The organism is Mesorhizobium sp. WSM4884 (assembly GCF_029625675.1).
Lineage (GTDB): Bacteria > Pseudomonadota > Alphaproteobacteria > Rhizobiales > Rhizobiaceae > Mesorhizobium.
Window position 1 is genome coordinate 278,462 of sequence record NZ_JARTVO010000005.1, and the last position, 18,102, is coordinate 296,563.

Sequence of the window (18,102 nt, forward strand, 5' to 3'; positions counted from 1 at the left end):
GGGAGGAACCATGGCCGGCACGGTGCCGGCCATGGCCATGACGCTGATATCAGTGGCCGGTTTCGCCGACCGCCTGCTCCGCCGCCTTGATCGCTGCCTGGCGCGCCGCGATGATGTCGCCCAGCGGCGGACCCTGGAAGCGGTTACGCTCGAAGGCGAACCAGACGATCGCCGTCAGGATGAAGAAGCCGACGGTGATGTAGAGCGCCCAGTCGTTCGGCGGCTGGATGCCGATGACGAAGATCAGGATCATCGACACGATCGACAGGAAGCCAAACAGCATGAAGATGCCGCGGCCCATGTTCCACGGCCCCATCTTGTCCCACTTCGGCGTTCCCCAGGCTAGCATGCCGAGCACGATCGGCACGATGAAGGAGAGGAACAGGAAGATGACGGTGCAGGACACCACGATGGTGTAGGCCGAAGTGCCGGCAACCGAAACCACCGATGAGCCCCAGACGAACAGCACCGACAGGATCGACGCCGTCCAGATCGCCGCCACCGGCGTGCGGTGGGTCGGGCTCACCTTGGCGAGCGCCGACGAGCCCGGCAGGCCGCCGTCGCGCGAGAAGGCGAAAATCATGCGCGAGGCGGAGGTGACGGTGGCAAGGCCGCACAAGAGCTGCGCGAGGAAGACGACGAGGTAGATGAATTCCTTGACGCCGGGGCTGACGCGCTGATCGAAGGCCCAGAAGAACACGTTCCAGCCCTGCTTGGCCGCGTCGTCCATGTTCGGGATCATCAGCACGAAGGCAACCAGGAACAGATAGCCGAACAGCGTCGACCAGATGACCGACATGACCATCGCGCGCGGCACCGACGAGGCCGCCTTGATGGTTTCCTCCGAGGTATGCGCCGAGGCGTCGTAGCCGGTGATGGTGTAGATCGGCAGCAGCAGACCGAGCGCGAATACCCAAGCGTTCGACACCGATGGCCACACACCCGCGCCGGCGTCGCCGGAGTAGTTGTGGAAGGTGAAGAGACGGCTGAAATCCCAGGTCTCGGCGGAGAGCAGGCAGACCACCGCGATCAGGATCGAGCCGAAGAAGATGAGGTAGCCGGAGAAGTCTGTCAGCTTTGCCGTCAACTTGATGCCGAGATGGTTGATCAGCGCCTGGGCGCCGGTGATGATGACCAGGAAGATCATCTGGTTGGTCAGCGTGCCCTCGATCCCGAGCGCAGGTCCGAAGGCGCCGAGGAAGAAGGTCCAGGTGCCGACATTGATAGCGCCGAGCACGGTGATCAGGCCGAGCAGGTTGAGCCAGGCCGTCACCCAGCCGGTGCCGCGATTGCCGAGGATCGAGCCCCAGTGATAGAGGCCGCCGGCCGTCGGATAGGCCGAGCTGATCTGCGACATGGCGACCGCGAAGGTGAGCGAGATGAAGCAGCCGACCAGCCAGCCGATGCCGACACCGATGCCGCCGGCGCCCGACGTTGCCTGCGCCAGCGAATTGATGCCGCCGGACAGAATGCAGATGATCGAGAAGGAAACCGCGAAATTCGAGAAGCGGCTGAGGCGTCGCTCCAGTTCCTGGGCGTAGCCCATGCTGTGGAGGACCTTTATGTCCTCCGCCTTATCGACTTCGGTATAGTCGTTTGTCGTCATTTGGAAGTCCCCTGTTGGTTCTTAGCTGGCCGACTGTACTGACTTTCCCATTACGCGTTGTCGGGAGCCCCTGGCCTCCTCGGGCTCCAGATTCGAAAATATGCCTGTGAGCAGATCCGCCCATTTCCGCTGCCCGGTCTCGCCGGAGATCTCGTCGTTGCGGATTTCAATCATCGCGCAGGCTAGGCCGCGCGAGCGCGCGTGCCGTTCCAGCGTGAAATAGACGCGGTCGGCCGGCGAATAGGGTTCGTTGACGCCGACGGTGACGCCGGAGAGCCGCTTGAGCGCCGATATCAGCGGCGCCGCCAGCCTGCGGTCGTCATCATGGATGATGCCGATATGCCAGGGCCGGCTTCTGCCCTTGTAGACCGGCGTGAAGGAGTGCACCGATACCAGGCGCGTCTCCTGGCCGCGCGCCAGCCGTCCCTCAATGATTTGTGCAACCGTGTCATGGAACGGACGCCACGCCAGGTCGACCCGCGCTGCGCGCTGCTTTTCGGAAAGACCGGTATTGCCCGGGATGGCCGTCGTTTCGCTGACCGGCGGCACGAGGTCCGGCGCGTCGAGCGGCCGGTTGCAGTCGATGACGAGGCGCGAGACGCAGGTCTCGACCAGCGCGGCATCGAGCGCCTCGGCCATCCGGCCGGCGACGGGCAGCGCGCCGGGATCCCAGGCGATGTGGCGGGAGAGATCCTCGACGGGCAGGCCGAGCGTGCCGAATTCGGCGGGCAGGAAGTTCGAGGCGTGGTCGCAGGTGAAGACGAAGGGGCTGGAGCCGCCAGGGTTGGTCACCCTCACGGTCTCCGACGGTGCAAGGCTGGCGTGCCGTGCTTTCTCCATACTGCCGTCCCCTGGGGAGCGCTGTATCTTATGTTACGTATTTTGCCTCATTGCGTCCCTGTGGATGATTTCATACAGTTTGCCCGGCTTTGTCAAACGCCAATTCCGAAAACGGCGTCGACCGGGTCAACGGGCGGGGGAAAACCATGATTTCCAGCATTGCCGAACTGATCTCGGACCGCATCGGGAAAATGCCCGCCGGCGAGCGACGCGCCGCGCAGACGCTGATCGCCAACTATCCGCTGACCGGGCTGAAGACGGTCGCCGAGTTCTCCGCCGCGGCCGGCGTGTCCTCGCCAACGATCCTGCGTTTCGTCGCGAGACTGGGCTTTCAGAACTATCCCGAATTCCAGTCGGCGCTGCAGGATGAGCTGGCGGCGCAATTGCAGTCGCCTGCTTCGCGCACGCTCAACCCGGCGTCGCCCGCCAAGGGCGGCGCGGTTTCGCCGATGCTGGAGGCGACGCTGGAAAACATGCGCGAGACATTCCGGCACCTCTCCGACAAGCAACTGGCCGACATCGCCACCAGGCTTGCCGAGCGGCGCGGCAAGACCTTTCTGATCGGCGGCCGCTTCACCGACCCGCTGGCGCGCTACATGGCCGCCCATCTCGCCATCATCCAGCCGGATGTCTACCACCTCGCCGGCCAGGAGAGCATCTGGCGCGACCGGCTGATCGACATGGGCAAGCGCGACGTGCTGGTGATCTTCGACATCAGGCGCTACCAGGAAAGCCTGGTCCGCTTTGCCGAAAAAGCGCATCAGCGCGGTGTGCAGATCGTGCTGTTCACCGACCAGTGGCTCTCGCCGATCGCCCGCTTCGCCCGCCATGTGATTGCCGGGCGTACCGCCGTGCCGTCGGCCTGGGATTCGTCGGCCGCGCTCTTCGTCGTCGCCGAAACGCTGATCGGTGCCGTCACGAGACAGCTCGAAGCCGCCGGCGCCAAGCGCATCCGCGACCTGGAGAGCCTACGGTGAACAGGTGTTGGCCTAATGCATGTCGCGCAAAAGTGCGCAGCCGTTTTGCGCGACATGCATAAAAACAAGAATTTAAAGCGCGTCGCCCGAATCCGTTTCAACGCGACGCGCTTTAAGGCCTTATGAACACCTTGCCGTTCGGCTTGGCCAACTCGGCCGGCAGCCTGGCCATAGCTTCCTCCAGCGGCACCACCGCCGTCACGTCGGTCGACCAGCGTCCGTCGGAAAAGCGCTTTTGCGCCTCCAGCACCGCCGGGCCGAGCCGGTCACGAAACGCCCGCATCCACTCGGCCAGCCAGAAGCCTTCGACGCGCTTGTGCTGGAAGATCAACTGGCCGGGCTCGCGGATCACCGTCGGCTCGGCGTCGAGCCTTCCATAGACGATCCAGCGCGAGCGCTTCGGCATGGCGTAGAAGATGGCCGAGGCCAGCGGTCCGGTCACCGCGTCCAGGAAGATACGCGGCTGCTCGGCCTTCATCACTTCGCGCAGCGCAGCTTCGAAATCCGCCGCCTTTTCGTTGAGCACATGGGCGGCGCCAAGGTCCTTCAACAAAGAAATCTGCTCGTCGCGGCGCACGGTGACGATTGGCCGGAAACCTTCCTCCTTCGCCAGGCCGATGATCAGCTTGCAGAGCTGGCTGGCGCCTGCGGTCATGATGAAGGCTCTCTCGCCTTCCTGCTTGACGATGTCGAACATGGCTAAAGCGGTCAGCGGATTGACGATCATCGCCGCAGCGTCCTCGTCGCGAACCGTGTCGAGCAACGGAATGCAGGACGCAGCCTCCGCCACGGCATAATCGGCCCACGAGCCCCAGTTCGATACGCCGGTGGCGAAGGCGACGCGCTTTCCCTCCAGGCTCTTGGCATACGGGTCATTGCCGGTGGCGACAACGATGCCGACGCCCTCGAAGCCTGCCGGCCGCCCCTTCACGCGCGGCTGGCCGTATTGGCCCTTGATGAAGGCGATATCGGACGGGTTGATCGAGGCGAGGCCGACCTTGATCAGCGCCTGTGTCGGGCCGGGTTCGGGCACGGCGATGCTGCCCGGCCGGAGATAAGGCTCCATCGCCTCCAGCGCGCCGGCCGAAGGTGTCTTGGTGTAGCCGTCGCCGACGAGCAGCAAGGCCTTCATTTCCGACGCAAGCGCCATGGCGGTCAGACCTTTTCCTGGGTGTATTTCCTGAGTTCGGCGCGCGCCACCTGCCGCCGGTGCACGGCGTCCGGCCCATCGGCTAGCCGCAATGTTCTCAGATGCGTCCACGAGCGGGCGAGCGGCGTGTCCTGGCTGATGCCTTGCGCGCCGAACATCTGCACCGCCTCGTCGGTGACTTTCAGCGCGACGCGGGGTGCTACCACCTTGATCTGGCTGATCCAGGGCGCGGCGGCGCGCGCATCGCCCTGGTCGATCATCCACGCCGCCTTGAGACAGAGAAGCCTCGCCATCTCGATCTCCATCCGGCACTCGGCGATGATGTCGAAATTGGCGCCGAGCTTGGCCAGCGACTGGCCGAAGGCCTCGCGCCGCACCGAGCGCCGGCACAGCATCTCAAGCGCCATCTCGGCCTGGCCGATGGCGCGCATGCAGTGATGTATACGGCCCGGCCCCAGCCTCCCTTGCGCGATCTCGAACCCCCTGCCCTCGCCGAGGATCAGGTTCGCCGCCGGCACCCGCACATCCTCGAACCGCAGATGCATATGGCCATGCGGCGCATCGTCGTCGCCATAGACCTGCATCGGCCGCAGCCTGGTGATGCCCTTGCTGTCGGAAGGCACCAGGATCATCGAATGCCGGCTATGCTGCGGTTCCTCGTTGGATCCGGTCCGGGCCATGACGATGTAGATGGCGCAACGCGGGTCGCCGGCGCCCGATGCCCACCATTTCTCGCCGTTGAGCACATAGTCGCCGCCGCGCCGCTCGCAGCGCATCGAGATGTTGGTGGCGTCCGATGAGGCGACGTCCGGCTCCGTCATCAGATAGGCCGAGCGAATTTTTCCCTCGAGCAGCGGCTCCAGCCATTCCCGCTTGTGCTCTTCCGAGCCGTAGCGCTCCAGCACCTCCATGTTGCCGGTGTCGGGCGCCGAACAGTTGAAGGTCTCGGCGCCGAGATGCGCCTTGCCCATCTCCTCGGCCAAATAGGCGTATTCGACCGTCGAAAGGCCATATCCGCGCTTGGAATCGGTGAGCCAGAAATTCCACAACCCGCGCTCCCGCGCCGTCTTCTTCAGTCCTTCGAGGATCTCGGTCTGCCTGGCCGTATAGGCCCAGCGGTCGCCATTCCTGCCGACCTCGGCCAGAAACTCCTCGCCGAGCGGCGCGATCTCGTCACGCACCATCGCGGCCACGCGCTGATGGATCGGCTTCAGCCGCTCGGTCATGCCGAGATTCATGTCCGCCATCGGTTCTGGCCCTTTCGCAGATGCATCTTTACCCGTGGCAAGGATGACCGTACTTCGGCTAGCCTTGTCAACGCGAGTCCTTTGGTTCCGGCCGGGACGAGGCGCGTGGGAGGAAATGGGATGAGCTATCTGGACAAGCTGTTCTCGGTCGCTGGCAAGACAGCGCTGGTGACCGGTGCGGCGACCGGCGTCGGCCGCATGGTCGCGACCGGCCTGGTGCGAGCCGGCGCCACCGTGATGATCGCCTCGCGCAAGGGCGAGGACTGCGTGCGCGTCGCCAGCGAACTCAACGCGCTCGGCGGCGACGGCCGGGCCGAGGGCTTTGCCGGCGACGTGTCCAGCGAAGCGGGCATCGCCGCTCTGGTCGCCGAGGTGAAGGTGCGCACGGACAGGCTGCACATCCTGGTCAACAATGCCGGCATTTCCTGGGGCGCGCCGCTGGAGGAGTTTCCCTATCACGCCTGGGCCAAGGTGTTCGGCGTCAACGTCACCGCCGTCTTCCACCTGACGCGCGAGCTTCTGCCGCTGCTCGACGCCGCCGCAAGTGACGAGGATCCTGCCCGCGTCATCAACCTGGGCTCGGTGATGGGCACCCAGCCGTTGGCCGACGACGCCTATTCCTACACCGCGTCGAAGGCCGCCGTGCATCATCTGACGCGCACGCTGGCGATCGAGTTCGCCGCCCGCCGCATCACCGTCAACGCCTTTGCCCCCGGCCCTTTCCAGAGCCGGATGACGGCCTTTGCCACCGCCACGAAGGAGCAGGCGAGACATGTCGGCAACCATGTTCCGCTCGGCCGCATTGGCGTGGCGGATGACATTGCCGGCGCAACGCTCTATTTGTGCAGCCGCGCCGGCAGCTATGTCACCGGCGCCATCCTGCCGATCGACGGCGGCCAGTCGGTGCAGCATGGAATGACATTGTTCAAGGAATGATACGCTCATTATCCGGGCGGGGGTGCGGAGGACATCAGCGTGGAACCGATCAGTCTCGATACGCTTCTGGCCAGCGTCGGCAAGGAAGTCGGCGTGTCGCCCTGGCGCACGGTGACGCAGCGCATGATCGACCAGTTCGCCGACGCCACCGACGACCACCAGTTCATCCATTGCGATCCGGAGCGCGCCGCGCGTGAGACGCCGTTCGGCGGCACCATCGCGCATGGCTTCCTGTCGCTGTCGCTGCTGTCGGCCATGACCTTCGAAACCATGCCGCCGATCGAGAACACCAAGATGGGCGTCAACCACGGCTTCGACACGCTGCGCTTCCTGGCGCCGGTCAAGACCGGCTCGCGCATCCGCACGCACTTCGTGCTGGCCGACGTCAAGGTGCGGCCTTCCGGCTGGGTCCAGACGGCGCATGACGTGACCATCGAGATCGAAGGATCGAAGAAGCCGGCGCTGACCGCGCGCTGGCTGACCCTGACGCTGATCGAGCGCCAGCCCGAGACCGCATGAGCGGCGACGCCAACACCTCAGATAAGTCGGCGCCTGCGCTCGATAAGGCGGCGCCTGCGCTCGACAAGGCGGCGCTCACGCTCTACCTCGAAGCGCATATCCCAGGTTTTGCCGGGCTTTCGGCAGTCGAGAAGTTCAAGTCAGGACAGTCGAATCCGACCTATCTGCTGACCGCCGCCAGCGACCGCTACGTGCTGCGCGCCAAACCGCCTGGACAGTTGCTGAAGTCAGCGCATCAGGTCGACCGCGAGTTCCGGGTCATGCAGGCGCTTGCCGGCACCGCCGTGCCGGTGCCGCGCATGCTGCATCTGTCCGGCGAAGACTCGCCGATCGGCCGCATGTTCTATGTCATGGAGTTCCTCGATGGCCGCATCTTCTGGGATCCGTCGCTGCCCGACGCATCCGGCAATGGCGAGCGTGCTGCTGTCTACGACGCCATGAACGCGACGCTCGCCGCCCTGCACGACGTCGATATCGAGGCCGTGGGGCTTGGCGATTTCGGCAAGCCCGGCAGCTATTTCGAGCGCCAGTTCGCGCGCTGGACCAGCCAGTACCGCGCCTCCGAAACGGAAGAGATCACCGACATGGACCGGCTGACCGCCTGGCTGGAGACGCATATGCCGGCCGACGACGGCCGGGTCTCGCTGGTGCATGGCGACTACCGGCTGGACAACATGATCTTCGCCAAGGACGAGCCGAGGGTCATCGCCGTGCTCGACTGGGAACTGTCGACGCTCGGCCATCCCTTCGCCGACCTCGCCTATCAATGCATGCAGTGGCGGCTGCCGCATGCTTCCGGCTTTCGTGGCCTCGGCGGCGTCGACCGCGCTGTTCTCGGTCTGCCTTCCGAGGAAGCCTATGTGGCCGCCTATTGCCGGCGGCGCAGCCTCGACGGCATCGGCAACTGGACATTCTTCCTCGCCTTCTCCTTCTTCCGGCTGGCGGCGATCTGCCAGGGCGTCTACCGCCGCGCGTTGGACGGCAATGCCTCCAATCCGGAAAAGGCCAAGACCTATGGCGAGGCGGTGAAGCTGCTCGCCGCGCTCGCGATGGACCTGATCGACAGGCGGATTTGATTACGGGGAGTTGAGCGATGGGCAGGTTCGATGGAGCCACGGTGCTGATAACCGGCGCGACCGGCGGCCTCGGCAGCGGCGCGGCCAAGGCCTTTGCCGCCGAGGGCGCGCGGCTGGTTCTTTCCGATCTCGACGAAACGGCACTGGGCGATTTCGCGGCGACACTTGGCGCCGAAACCGCGTTCCTTGCCGGCAACATTGCCGACGAGAAGCTCTCGGAGGATCTGGTGAAGCTCGCCGTCGAGAAATTCGGCCGGCTGGACATTGCCGTCAACAACGCCGGGATCGTGCACGCCTTCGTGCGCCTGCCGCAGGTGACGTCGGAAGAAGCGCGCCGGGTGCTTGAGGTCGACCTGCTCGGCGTCTTCTACGCCATGAAGCACCAGATTCCACAGATGGAGCGGCAATTCAGGGAAAGCGGCAGAGGCGGCGCCATCGTCAACGTCGCCTCGGTCGCCGGTCTCTCCGGCGCGCCGAAATTGTCGGTCTACGCCGCTGCCAAGCATGGCGTCGTCGGGCTGACGCGCTCGGCGGCGATCGAATACGCCGCCAAGGGGATACGCATCAACGCCGTCTGCCCGGCGCATACCAGGACGGCGATGGTCGATGGCTTCGTGCGCTCCACCGGCGCGCCGGAAGCCGAAGCGCTTGCCGAGCTCACGCGCGGCGTGCCGATGAAGCGCGTCGGCGAAGTGGACGAGATCGTGACCGGCATCCTTTATCTCGCCGATCCCGCCAATTCCTTCATGACCGGCCACGCGCTGGCGCTCGACGGCGGCATCGGCGCGATCTAGTTCGGGTAACGGCTTTCCGCCCGGAATTGAGTTGGAACAAAGCGTCAGGCCGTACCTTGCGGAACCAGGCCGCTCCCTTGTCCGTTTCCGTACAGCGTATATAATTTCGTAAGGCAACCAACGACAAAGGCAGGCGGACATTGACGCTGAGCGTTCAGAAGCGCCGCGAGAAACAGAAAGCTGAGCTTCGCTCCGAACTGGTCGACGCGGCCCACAAGCTTGTCCAGGAAGAGGGCTACGAAGGGCTTACCATCCGCAAGCTGGCCAAGCGGGTCGGCTACGCGCCGATGTCTGTCTATTCCTACTTCGCCGACAAGCAGGACATCCTGTTCGCGCTCGCCGAGGACGCCTTCGAAACGCTGGCCCGGCGCATCGAGGAACATCCCTCCGACGATCCCGTTGAGGCGCTGCGGGCGGTGATGACCGAGTATGCCGCCTTCGGGCTTGGCAACCCCAATGAGTACCGCACCGTCTTCATGACCGAGAAGACGCGACTGCCGGAGGGCCGCAGCTACGAGGACATGGAAGAGGGCAACCCGGCGATGAAGGTGCTGATCAGAAGGGTCGAAGCTTGTGTCGCCGCCGGCAAGCTCAAGGGCGACCCGCGCGCCATCGCCACCATGCTGTGGACCGTCGGCCACGGCACGATCTCGCTGCTGATCACCTTCCCCTTCTATCCGTTCGGCGATCCCCAGGCCTATGTGAAACGGATGTGCGACTTCATGCTGGCTTCATTGTCGGCGCAGGACATACCCCCGCTCACCGAAACACCCGTCAACTGCTGACCGGCCATCTTTGACCGTTTTGCCCATCCGATCGCTTGATTCGCGAAGGCGAATTCCTACGTTCAAGAAAATTTGTCGTACACGTACAAAACTCTTCCTTGTATTCAGCTTCCGTTAACCGTATATGTACGTCGCATCGTACATGTACGAAATTACTGGAGACGGAAGATGAAAAAGACAGTCCTCGTTCTCGCTGCCGTGCTGGCTTTCTCGGGCGCCGCTTTTGCCGGCGCGAGCCAGCCGACCAAGCAAGCCCCGGCGGCCTGCGCTCAGACCCATACCAATGTGACGCTCGACTGCACCGCGACCGGCTCGGTCGAAAAGGGCGACGCCAGCAAGACCCAGACCACCAAGGGCCCGCGGCTCGGCATGGACATGAACCCGTGGTTCCTGCCCGGCCTTTGAACGCTGCAAACGCAAAATTGGAAACGAAAACGGGCGGCACTTGGCCGCCCGTTTTCGTTTCGCCGGTAATCCGGTCGTACCCTATGTCTTTGCCGGCACGTTACTATTTCTTGCCGGGCTTCGCGGGAGAGCCGGAAATGGACGTGCCTGTGATCGACACCGGATCGCTGGCCGGGAATGTGTCCTCGAGGCCTTCCTCGAGCTCTTCTTCCTCGATCTCGTGATGCCGTTCCTGCTCGAGCGAACGGACCGCCGCTGTCTTCTTAGGCGACTTTGGTGCTGATTTGGATGGCATCGGCTTCTCCCTCGCTAGAGCAATTCCAGGAAAAGTGGAAACGGTTTTCCGTTCGGAATTGCGTCAAAACAAAGAGATAGAGCGGGTTGCCGTTTCCGCGAAACGGTGAACCGCTAGTCGCAAATAACGGCACGGAGCGGCGATGGTTCCTGTGGGGAGCACGGCAGAGGGCACGCCACGAGAGGTCAGGTGCTCAGTTCGCAGCGTCGCTCGCCGCTTCCGACAGCAAAGTAAAGACATAGTCCGAGAAGGAACGCCAGCACTCCACGCGGAATGCTTCCGCGGCGGTGCGCAGCAGCACGATCTCGGACTTGCCGAGGATGGTGCGCGACGCCGCCCCGACCGGGAAGGCTTCGAGCGACAGGTCCTGCGGGCAACCGGAATTGACCGTCACGGCGGCGGCTGGCCCGGTGACCGAGATCGCGACATTGCGATGCGAGATGCCGACCGCCGAATGCAGCGCCGACAGCTTGACGCAGTCGGCCAACGGATCCTTGCCGGCCTCGTCGACGATCAGCCACTCGTCCGGCCCGAGCCAGAGCGCAGTGCGCCCGCCCTTGCTGGCCGAGGTTTTCGGCTTGGTCGGCAAGGTCACGCCGAGCGCCTTGGAGAGTGCCGCGCGCGAAGCCTCCGGCGCGCGCAGCGAGATGCGTTCGGCCGGCGGCAGGATCTCGACCTTGACGCCCGGCGCCTCCAGAGCGCGGCCGGCAAGTGCCGGACGCCGCTCGACGGAAGCTGAAGCCTCGGCGGCTTTTATCTTGGCGGCAGCCTTAGCCATTGAGGCGTTCTCCCTTCTCGTCGACGAACACCATGCCCGTCACCTGCACCTCGATCGTGCCGTTCGGCATCGGCACGTAGAGCGTCTGGCCCATACGGTCGCGGCCGCCGGCGACCAGCGCCAGCGCGATCGAGCGCCCGCAATTCTCCGACCAGTAGCTGGAGGTGACGTGGCCGATCATCTTCATCGGGATCGCCTGTTTCGGATCAGCCACGATCTGCGCGCCCTCTTCCAGCACGACCTTCGGGTCCTTGGTCTTCAGGCCGACGAGCTGCTTGCGGCCCTTGGCGACGAGGTCCGAGCGCACCATGCCGCGGATGCCGACGAAGTCGGTCTTCTTCTTGCCGACCGCCCAGTCGAGCCCGGCATCGTTCGGCGTCACCGTGCCGTCGGTGTCCTGGCCGACGATGATGTAGCCCTTCTCGGCGCGCAGCACGTGCATCGTTTCGGTGCCGTAAACAGTGGCGCCATGCTTCTGGCCTTCGGCCCACAGCGCTTCCCAGACGGCCTCGCCATAGTCGGCCGGCACGTTGACCTCGAAGCCGCGCTCGCCGGTGAAGGACATGCGGAACAGCCTCGTCGGCACGCCGCAGATCTTGCCCTCGCGCACCGACATATGCGGCAGCGCTTCGTCCGACATGTCAATGCCTTCGACCAGCGGCGCGATGATCTCGCGCGACTTCGGTCCCTGCACCGCGATCACCGCCCATTGCTCGGTGATCGAGGTCAGCCAGACATTGAGATGCGGGAACTCGGTCTGGAGGTAGTCCTCCATGTGGTGCATGACGCGCGGCGCGCCGCCTGTCGTCGTCGTCACATGAAAGCGGTCCGGCGCCAGCCTGCCGACGACGCCGTCGTCATAGATGAAGCCGTCCTCGCGCAGCATGATGCCGTAGCGGCAGCGGCCGGGCTCCAGCTTCTCCCACGGATTGGTGTAGAGCAGCTCCATGAATTTCGCCGCATCCGGCCCGACCACCTCGATCTTGCCGAGCGTCGACGCGTCGAACAGGCCGGCCGTCTTGCGTACCGTCACGCATTCGCGGTTGACGGCGGCGTGCATGTCCTCGCCGGCCTTGGGGAAATACCAGGCGCGTTTCCACTGGCCGACATCCTCGAAGACGGCGCCATGCGCCGCCGCCCAGCCATGGGTCGCCGTCCGACGCGTCGGATCGAACAAGGCGCCGCGCGCGTGGCCGACGATCGAGCCGAACGTCACCGGCGTATAGGGCGCGCGGAAGGTGGTGAGACCGACCTGCGGGATCGGCTTGCCGAGCGTTTCGGCCGCGATCGCCAGGCCGTGCATGTTCGAAGTCTTGCCCTGGTCGGTCGCCATGCCGTTGGTGGTGAAGCGCTTGACGTGCTCGATCGAGTGCATGCCTTCATGCACTGCTTGGCGGATGTCCTTGGCGGTGACGTCGTTCTGGAAATCGACGAAAGCCTTGACCGTGGTGCCCGGTCCGGCGCCGGGGGCGGCGCCCAGCATGCCGCGCGACCAGCTTTCGCTGGCATCGACCTTGGGCTTGGCGCCCTTGCCCGTCTTGACGCTGGAATCCTTGACGCCGGCCTCCTTCGCCGCTTTGGCGCCGACGGCATAGGCCTCGTCGACCGTTGCGTCGAGCCCGTCCGTGCCGTTGCAGGCGCCGACCGAGACGCAGTCCTGCGCGTAGGTTCCCGGCACGAAGCGCCGCGTCTCCTCGTTGAAGGCGACCTTGCCGCGCGACTGCGAGAAAAGATGCACCGACGGCGTCCAGCCGGCCGACATCAGGATGGCATCGACCGCGATGGTGCGCTCGCCGCCGCCATTCTTCGGCTGCACGGTCATCGAGGAGACGCGCAGCTTGCCGCCGGCGCTGACCACCGCGCGGCCGAAATTGATCTCTATGCCGAGGCTTCTCGCCTCGTCGATCACCGCCCCCGACGGGTTGTCGCGCAGGTCGACGATCGCGGCGATATTGACGCCGGCTTTCTTCAGGTCGATCGCTGCCGCGTAAGCCGAGTCGTTGGCCGTATAGACGCCGACATTCCTGCCGACCGCGACGCCATAGTGGTTGAGGTAAGTGCGCGCGGCCGATGCCAGCATGACGCCCGGCCGGTCGTTGTTGGCGAACACCATGTGCCGCTCGATGGCGCCGGTCGCCAGCACCACGCGCTTGGCGCGGACCTGCCACAGGCGCTCGCGCGCCAACTCGCGACCGGGGCTCTTGAGATGGTCGCTGACCCGCTCGACCAGACCGACGAAGTTCTGCGCATAATACCCAAAGGCAGTCGTGCGCGGCAGCAGGCGGACGTTGTCCATGGCCTTGAGTCTCGCGATCTCGGCTTGCGCCCAGGCAAAGCCGTTCTCGCCGTCGATCTTGGCTCCGCTCTCAAAGCGCAGGCTGCCGCCGAATTCGGCCTGCTCGTCGGCGAGGATGACCCGCACGCCGGTTTCGGCAGCCGCGAGCGCCGCGGCGATACCGGCGACACCGCCGCCCAGCACCAGCACGTCGCAATGCGCATAGCGCGCCGCATAGTGGTCGGGGTCCGGTCGGTCCGGAGAAACGCCAAGGCCGGCGGCCGAGCGGATCTGCGGCTCGTAGAGGCTCTTCCAGGCCGACTTCGGCCACATGAAGGTCTTGTAGTAGAACCCTGCCGAAAACATCGGCGAGGCAAGGTCGTTGACCGCGCCGACATCGAAGGCCAGCGAAGGCCAGCGGTTCTGCGAATGGGCCGTCAGTCCGTCATAGAGCTCCTGCACGGTCGCCCGCACATTCGGCGTCTTGCGCGCGTCGTCGCGCACGACCTGAACCAGCGCGTTCGGCTCTTCCGCGCCGGCCGACAGAAAGCCGCGCGGCCGGTGATATTTGAACGAACGGCCGACCAGATGCACGCCGTTGGCGAGCAGCGCCGAGGCCAGCGTATCGCCCTCGATACCGATATAGGACCTATCGTCGAAGCTGAAGGACGCGGTCTTCGCCTGGCTGAGGCGCCCGGCGCCGGGAATGCGGAACGCGGCGTTCATTTCGAGGCTCCAGGCAGCTTCGTGGGCTTCGGCTCGCCGGCCTTGTAGGTCATGACGAACTTGTCGGTGACGGTGTCGCGCACGGCGTTGAAGAAGCGCGCGCAGCCATGGATGTGCCGCCAGCGCTCATAGGTGACGCCTTTCGGGTTCGAGCGGATGAAGAAGAATTTCTCGAAATCGTCTTCGCTCTCGGCGGCAATGTTGGTCGGGCGCGCGATATGCGCCTCGCCGGCATTGCGGAATTCGAGTTCCGGGCGCTCTTCCTCGCAATAGGGACAGCGGATGAGAAGCATTTTCGGTCGATCCTACAATTCGCCATGGCCGACGCGGGCGCCGGCCGATTGATCCTAAAGCCTCAGCAGAAATGTCGGCATCAGTGCGCCACCGCCGCCGCAGCCGCCTCGTCGATGAGACGGCCGGTGCGGAACCGCTCGAGCGTGAAGGGCGCGTTGATCGGGTGCGGGTCGTCCCTGGCGATGGTGTGGGCAAAGACGTTGCCCGAACCAGGCGTCGCCTTGAAGCCGCCCGTGCCCCAGCCGCAATTGACATAGAGTCCCTTGACCGGCGTCTTTGCCAGGATGGGCGAACGGTCCGGCGTCACGTCGACGATGCCGCCCCAGGAGCGCAGCATCTTCATGCGCGTGAAGATCGGGAACATCTCGCAGATGGCGTCCAGCGTGTGCTGCAATATGTGCAGGCCGCCGGTCTGCGAATAGGAGATATACTGGTCGGTGCCGGCGCCGATGACCAGTTCGCCCTTGTCGGACTGCGAGATATAGGCGTGCACGGTGTTCGACATCACCACGCAAGGCACCACCGGCTTGACCGGCTCCGACACCAGCGCCTGCAGCGGGTAGCTTTCGAGCGGCATGCGCACGCCGGCCATGTTCATGATGACGGAGGAATGGCCGGCGGCCACGACACCGACCTTCTTGGCGCCGATGAAGCCGCGCGTCGTCTCGACGCCGGCGACGGCGCCATTGGCCGCGCGCTTGATGCCCGTGACCTCGCAGTTCTGGATGATGTGGACGCCGCGCGCCGAGGCGCCGCGCGCATAGCCCCAGGCGACCGCATCGTGGCGCGCCGTGCCGCCGCGGCGTTGCAAGGCCGCGCCCATCACCGGATAGCGCGCCTCCTTGGCGATGTTCAGCGGCGGACAGAATTCCTTCGCCTGCTCCGGCGTCAGCCATTCATTGTCGATGCCGTTGAGCCGGTTGGCATGGATGTGGCGCTTGAACACCTGGACGTCATGCACATTGTGCGCGAGCATCATGACGCCGCGCGCCGAATACATGACGTTGTAGTTGAGCTCCTGGCTGAGCCCGTCCCACAGCTTCAACGCATGGTCGTAGATGCCGGCGCTTTCGTCATAGAGGTAGTTGGAGCGGATGATGGTGGTGTTGCGGCCGGTGTTGCCGCCGCCGAGCCAGCCCTTCTCCAGCACCGCGACATTGGTGATGCCGTGCTCGCTCGCCAGATAATAGGCCGTCGCCAGGCCGTGGCCGCCGGCGCCGACGATGATGACGTCATATTCCTTCTTCGGCTCGGGCGAAGTCCACTGTTCTTCCCAGCCCTTGTGGCCGCGCATCGCCTCGCGGGCAATGGCGAATACCGAGTATTTCTTCACGTTATAGCCTCGCGCCAAAAATCGCGGATGTCGTCCGCCCGTCACGCGAGGTGTATCACTAGCGAAACCGTGCTGCCATCCTTGCGCTGTTTGCGACGGCGCTTGCCGTTTTGCGCCACAGGTTCGCGGCGCCTACCCGACAAGCCGCAATCTGGTCGGCAAGTCAGCTTTCGGGTGGCTGCGGAAATGCCGATCTGCGAGCAAGCACCCGACCGCCGGCAAGACCGGTTCAATGGAAGGATGATAGAGACATGTTCGCGCTCACTAACAAGGTTGCCATCGTCACCGGCGCCAGCTCGGGCATCGGCCGCGCCACCGCCAGGCTGTTCGCCGAACAGGGCGCCCGCCTCGTCGTTGCGGCGCGCCGCCGGACTGAGCTCGACGCGCTTGTCGGCGAGATCGAGGAAGCCGGCGGCACTGCGGCAGCACTTGCCGGCGACGTCAGGGACGAGGCCCATGCGAAGGCTCTGGTCGAGCTTGCGATCGAAAGGTTCGGCGGCCTCGACATCGCCTTCAACAATGCCGGCGCCGTCGGCCTGATGGCACCGCTTCCCGATATGGCGCCGGCAAGCTGGCGGGAGACGATGGACACCAACCTGACCAGCGCCTATCTGGCCGCGCGGCAACAGATTCCGCCGATGCTGGAGCGCGGCGGCGGCTCGCTGATCTTCACCTCGAGCTTCGTCGGCTATACCGCCGGCATGCCGGGCATGGCGGCCTACGCCGCGGCCAAGGCCGGCCTGATCGGGCTGACGCAGGTGCTGGCCGCCGAGTACGGTCCGCGCGGGCTGCGCGTGAATGCGCTGCTCCCTGGCGGCACGGACACGCCCGGAGCAACGACCATTACGCCCGGGGCCCGCGCCTTCGTCGAGGGCATCCACGCGCTGAAGCGCATGGCGCGGCCGGAAGAGATCGCCCGCTCGGCGCTTTATCTCGCTTCTGACGCTTCGAGCTTCACTACTGGCACGGCTCTGTTTGCCGATGGCGGGGTATCGATCAACCGGACGTGAAGGGATTGGTGGGCATGAGTTGCCCGCCAGCCGAAAATGTCGTGAAGCGGCCTTGCATTTCTGCGCGATTTGACGATTCCGTTCTCTCGTCGAAGACGGACGGGACCGATGTTGCTGATCAGAACCTATGTTGCCCAGAGCGCCATCGAAGGCGTCGGCGTTTTCGCCGCCGAGCCGATCAGGAAGGGCGCCTCGATCTGGCGGCTCGATCCCGATTTCGATCGGCTGATCCCGATGGAGAAATATGAGACCGCACCCGCGCATTTGCGCGAACTGCTCGACCGCTACGCCTATCCGAGCCCGGACAAGCCGGGTTTCATGGTCTACGAGGTCGACAACGGCCGCTTCATGAACCATTCCGAGCGGCCGAACACGGATTTCTCGCAATATGGCGGCGCCACCGCCATACGCGACATCGCCGCCGGCGAGGAAATCACCTGCGACTATGGCGAATTTTTCGAGGATTTCGCCCGCCTCCATTTGGCGACGGCGTGAGCGCCCAGTAGGCGAGGCGCGGCGCACCGGTTTTTGATCACGCTTTCCTGCAATCAACGGTGGACAGCACGGCCTGATTCTGCTATCAGCCGCCACAATTCGCGGTGCAACCCGCCGCGGAGGCATAGTGGCTATGGCCGCTTGCCTGTTGATTTCAAACCGAAGACAGGATTGCCCGTGCAGGTACTCGTCCGCGACAACAACGTTGATCAGGCGCTTCGCGCGCTGAAGAAGAAGATGCAGCGCGAAGGTATTTTCCGCGAAATGAAGATGCGCGGTCACTACGAGAAGCCGTCCGAGAAGCGTGCCCGCGAGAAGGCTGAGGCCGTGCGCCGCGCTCGCAAGCTGGCCCGCAAGCGCGCGCAGCGCGAAGGCCTGCTGCCGATGACCCCGCGCCCGGCTCCGGCTGGTGCTGCCGGCGCATCGCGTTCGCCGCGCTGATAACGCCAATTTTTCGTCCTTTTCGAAGGATACCGAGGGTGGCGCGATGCGGAATCGCCGCCACCTTTTTGTTTATGCATTCGAGCCGGTTCGGAGAGGGAACGGACCTGACGGCGCGGC

19 protein-coding genes are annotated in these 18,102 nt (G+C 64.8%); 10 read left to right on the forward strand and 9 right to left on the reverse strand.

The window, feature by feature from the left end; genetic code table 11:
* Positions 1–49: 49 nt before the first annotated feature.
* Together P9236_RS10715 and P9236_RS10720 are read right to left on the reverse strand one after the other, a co-directional pair.
* Positions 50–1,606: an amino acid permease gene (locus P9236_RS10715; RefSeq protein ID WP_278074587.1), complete on the reverse strand. Its 1,557-nt coding sequence runs from the start codon at positions 1,604–1,606 to the stop codon at positions 50–52.
* Positions 1,607–1,627: 21 nt separating this feature from the next.
* Complete coding sequence (locus P9236_RS10720; protein ID WP_278074588.1) at positions 1,628–2,446, reverse strand: N-formylglutamate amidohydrolase; 819 nt, start codon at positions 2,444–2,446, stop codon at positions 1,628–1,630.
* Positions 2,447–2,592: 146 nt separating this feature from the next.
* On the opposite strand from P9236_RS10720, the gene P9236_RS10725 reads away from it, so the two are divergent.
* Positions 2,593–3,423 (forward strand): MurR/RpiR family transcriptional regulator, encoded by an 831-nt coding sequence (locus tag P9236_RS10725; protein WP_278074589.1) that lies wholly within the window; start codon positions 2,593–2,595, stop codon positions 3,421–3,423.
* Positions 3,424–3,535: 112 nt separating this feature from the next.
* On the opposite strand, the gene P9236_RS10730 is transcribed toward P9236_RS10725, so the two are convergent.
* Positions 3,536–4,573 carry a zinc-binding dehydrogenase gene (locus tag P9236_RS10730; protein ID WP_278074590.1) on the reverse strand — a complete coding sequence of 346 codons (1,038 nt, stop codon included), beginning with the start codon at positions 4,571–4,573 and terminating at the stop codon, positions 3,536–3,538.
* A 5-nt stretch (positions 4,574–4,578) separates the two neighbouring features.
* Entirely contained in the window at positions 4,579–5,820 is a 1,242-nt protein-coding gene (locus tag P9236_RS10735; protein ID WP_278074591.1) for an acyl-CoA dehydrogenase family protein, read from the reverse strand.
* 120 nt (positions 5,821–5,940) lie between these two features.
* Here P9236_RS10735 and P9236_RS10740 point away from each other — a divergent pair, with 120 nt between their 5' ends.
* From P9236_RS10740 to P9236_RS10765, 6 genes are all read left to right on the forward strand, one after another.
* Entirely contained in the window at positions 5,941–6,756 is an 816-nt protein-coding gene (locus P9236_RS10740) for an SDR family oxidoreductase (RefSeq protein ID WP_278074592.1), read from the forward strand.
* Between the two features lie 33 nt (positions 6,757–6,789).
* Complete coding sequence (locus P9236_RS10745; protein ID WP_277816115.1) at positions 6,790–7,275, forward strand: MaoC family dehydratase; 486 nt, start codon at positions 6,790–6,792, stop codon at positions 7,273–7,275.
* Positions 7,272–8,351 carry a phosphotransferase gene (locus P9236_RS10750; RefSeq protein ID WP_278074593.1) on the forward strand — a complete coding sequence of 360 codons (1,080 nt, stop codon included), beginning with the start codon at positions 7,272–7,274 and terminating at the stop codon, positions 8,349–8,351. The genes P9236_RS10745 and P9236_RS10750 overlap by 4 nt, the downstream gene beginning before the upstream one ends.
* A 17-nt stretch (positions 8,352–8,368) precedes the next feature.
* Entirely contained in the window at positions 8,369–9,145 is a 777-nt protein-coding gene (locus P9236_RS10755; protein ID WP_278074594.1) for an SDR family oxidoreductase, read from the forward strand.
* A gap of 140 nt (positions 9,146–9,285) precedes the next feature.
* The gene (locus P9236_RS10760; RefSeq protein ID WP_278074595.1) at positions 9,286–9,930 is read left to right on the forward strand and encodes a TetR/AcrR family transcriptional regulator; all 645 of its coding nucleotides are present in this window, start codon (positions 9,286–9,288) and stop codon (positions 9,928–9,930) included.
* 168 nt (positions 9,931–10,098) lie between these two features.
* Positions 10,099–10,335 (forward strand): DUF680 domain-containing protein, encoded by a 237-nt coding sequence (locus P9236_RS10765; RefSeq protein WP_278074596.1) that lies wholly within the window; start codon positions 10,099–10,101, stop codon positions 10,333–10,335.
* 103 nt (positions 10,336–10,438) lie between these two features.
* Here the strand turns inward: P9236_RS10765 and P9236_RS10770 are convergent, their stop codons facing one another.
* The 5 genes from P9236_RS10770 to P9236_RS10790 all read right to left on the reverse strand — a co-directional run bounded on the left by P9236_RS10770 (position 10,439) and on the right by P9236_RS10790 (position 16,036).
* Positions 10,439–10,630 carry a hypothetical protein gene (locus tag P9236_RS10770; RefSeq protein WP_278074597.1) on the reverse strand — a complete coding sequence of 64 codons (192 nt, stop codon included), beginning with the start codon at positions 10,628–10,630 and terminating at the stop codon, positions 10,439–10,441.
* A 193-nt stretch (positions 10,631–10,823) separates the two neighbouring features.
* Positions 10,824–11,408 carry a sarcosine oxidase subunit gamma gene (locus P9236_RS10775; protein WP_278074598.1) on the reverse strand — a complete coding sequence of 195 codons (585 nt, stop codon included), beginning with the start codon at positions 11,406–11,408 and terminating at the stop codon, positions 10,824–10,826.
* The gene (locus P9236_RS10780) at positions 11,401–14,409 is read right to left on the reverse strand and encodes a sarcosine oxidase subunit alpha (protein ID WP_278074599.1); all 3,009 of its coding nucleotides are present in this window, start codon (positions 14,407–14,409) and stop codon (positions 11,401–11,403) included. The genes P9236_RS10775 and P9236_RS10780 overlap by 8 nt, the downstream gene beginning before the upstream one ends.
* Positions 14,406–14,702 carry a sarcosine oxidase subunit delta gene (locus tag P9236_RS10785; protein ID WP_278074600.1) on the reverse strand — a complete coding sequence of 99 codons (297 nt, stop codon included), beginning with the start codon at positions 14,700–14,702 and terminating at the stop codon, positions 14,406–14,408. The genes P9236_RS10780 and P9236_RS10785 overlap by 4 nt, the downstream gene beginning before the upstream one ends.
* Before the next feature lie 80 nt (positions 14,703–14,782).
* Positions 14,783–16,036, reverse strand: coding sequence for a sarcosine oxidase subunit beta (locus P9236_RS10790; RefSeq protein WP_278074601.1), 1,254 nt, complete (start codon positions 16,034–16,036; stop codon positions 14,783–14,785).
* Between the two features lie 251 nt (positions 16,037–16,287).
* Here P9236_RS10790 and P9236_RS10795 point away from each other — a divergent pair, with 251 nt between their 5' ends.
* From P9236_RS10795 to rpsU, 3 genes are all read left to right on the forward strand, one after another.
* A complete protein-coding gene (locus tag P9236_RS10795; RefSeq protein ID WP_278074602.1) occupies positions 16,288–17,046 on the forward strand; it encodes an SDR family oxidoreductase in 759 nt (252 codons plus the stop codon).
* Positions 17,047–17,154: 108 nt separating this feature from the next.
* Positions 17,155–17,541, forward strand: coding sequence for an SET domain-containing protein-lysine N-methyltransferase (locus tag P9236_RS10800; RefSeq protein WP_278074603.1), 387 nt, complete (start codon positions 17,155–17,157; stop codon positions 17,539–17,541).
* A gap of 177 nt (positions 17,542–17,718) precedes the next feature.
* Positions 17,719–17,982: a 30S ribosomal protein S21 gene (rpsU, locus tag P9236_RS10805; protein ID WP_040969057.1), complete on the forward strand. Its 264-nt coding sequence runs from the start codon at positions 17,719–17,721 to the stop codon at positions 17,980–17,982.
* The last annotated feature ends 120 nt before the right edge of the window (positions 17,983–18,102 follow it).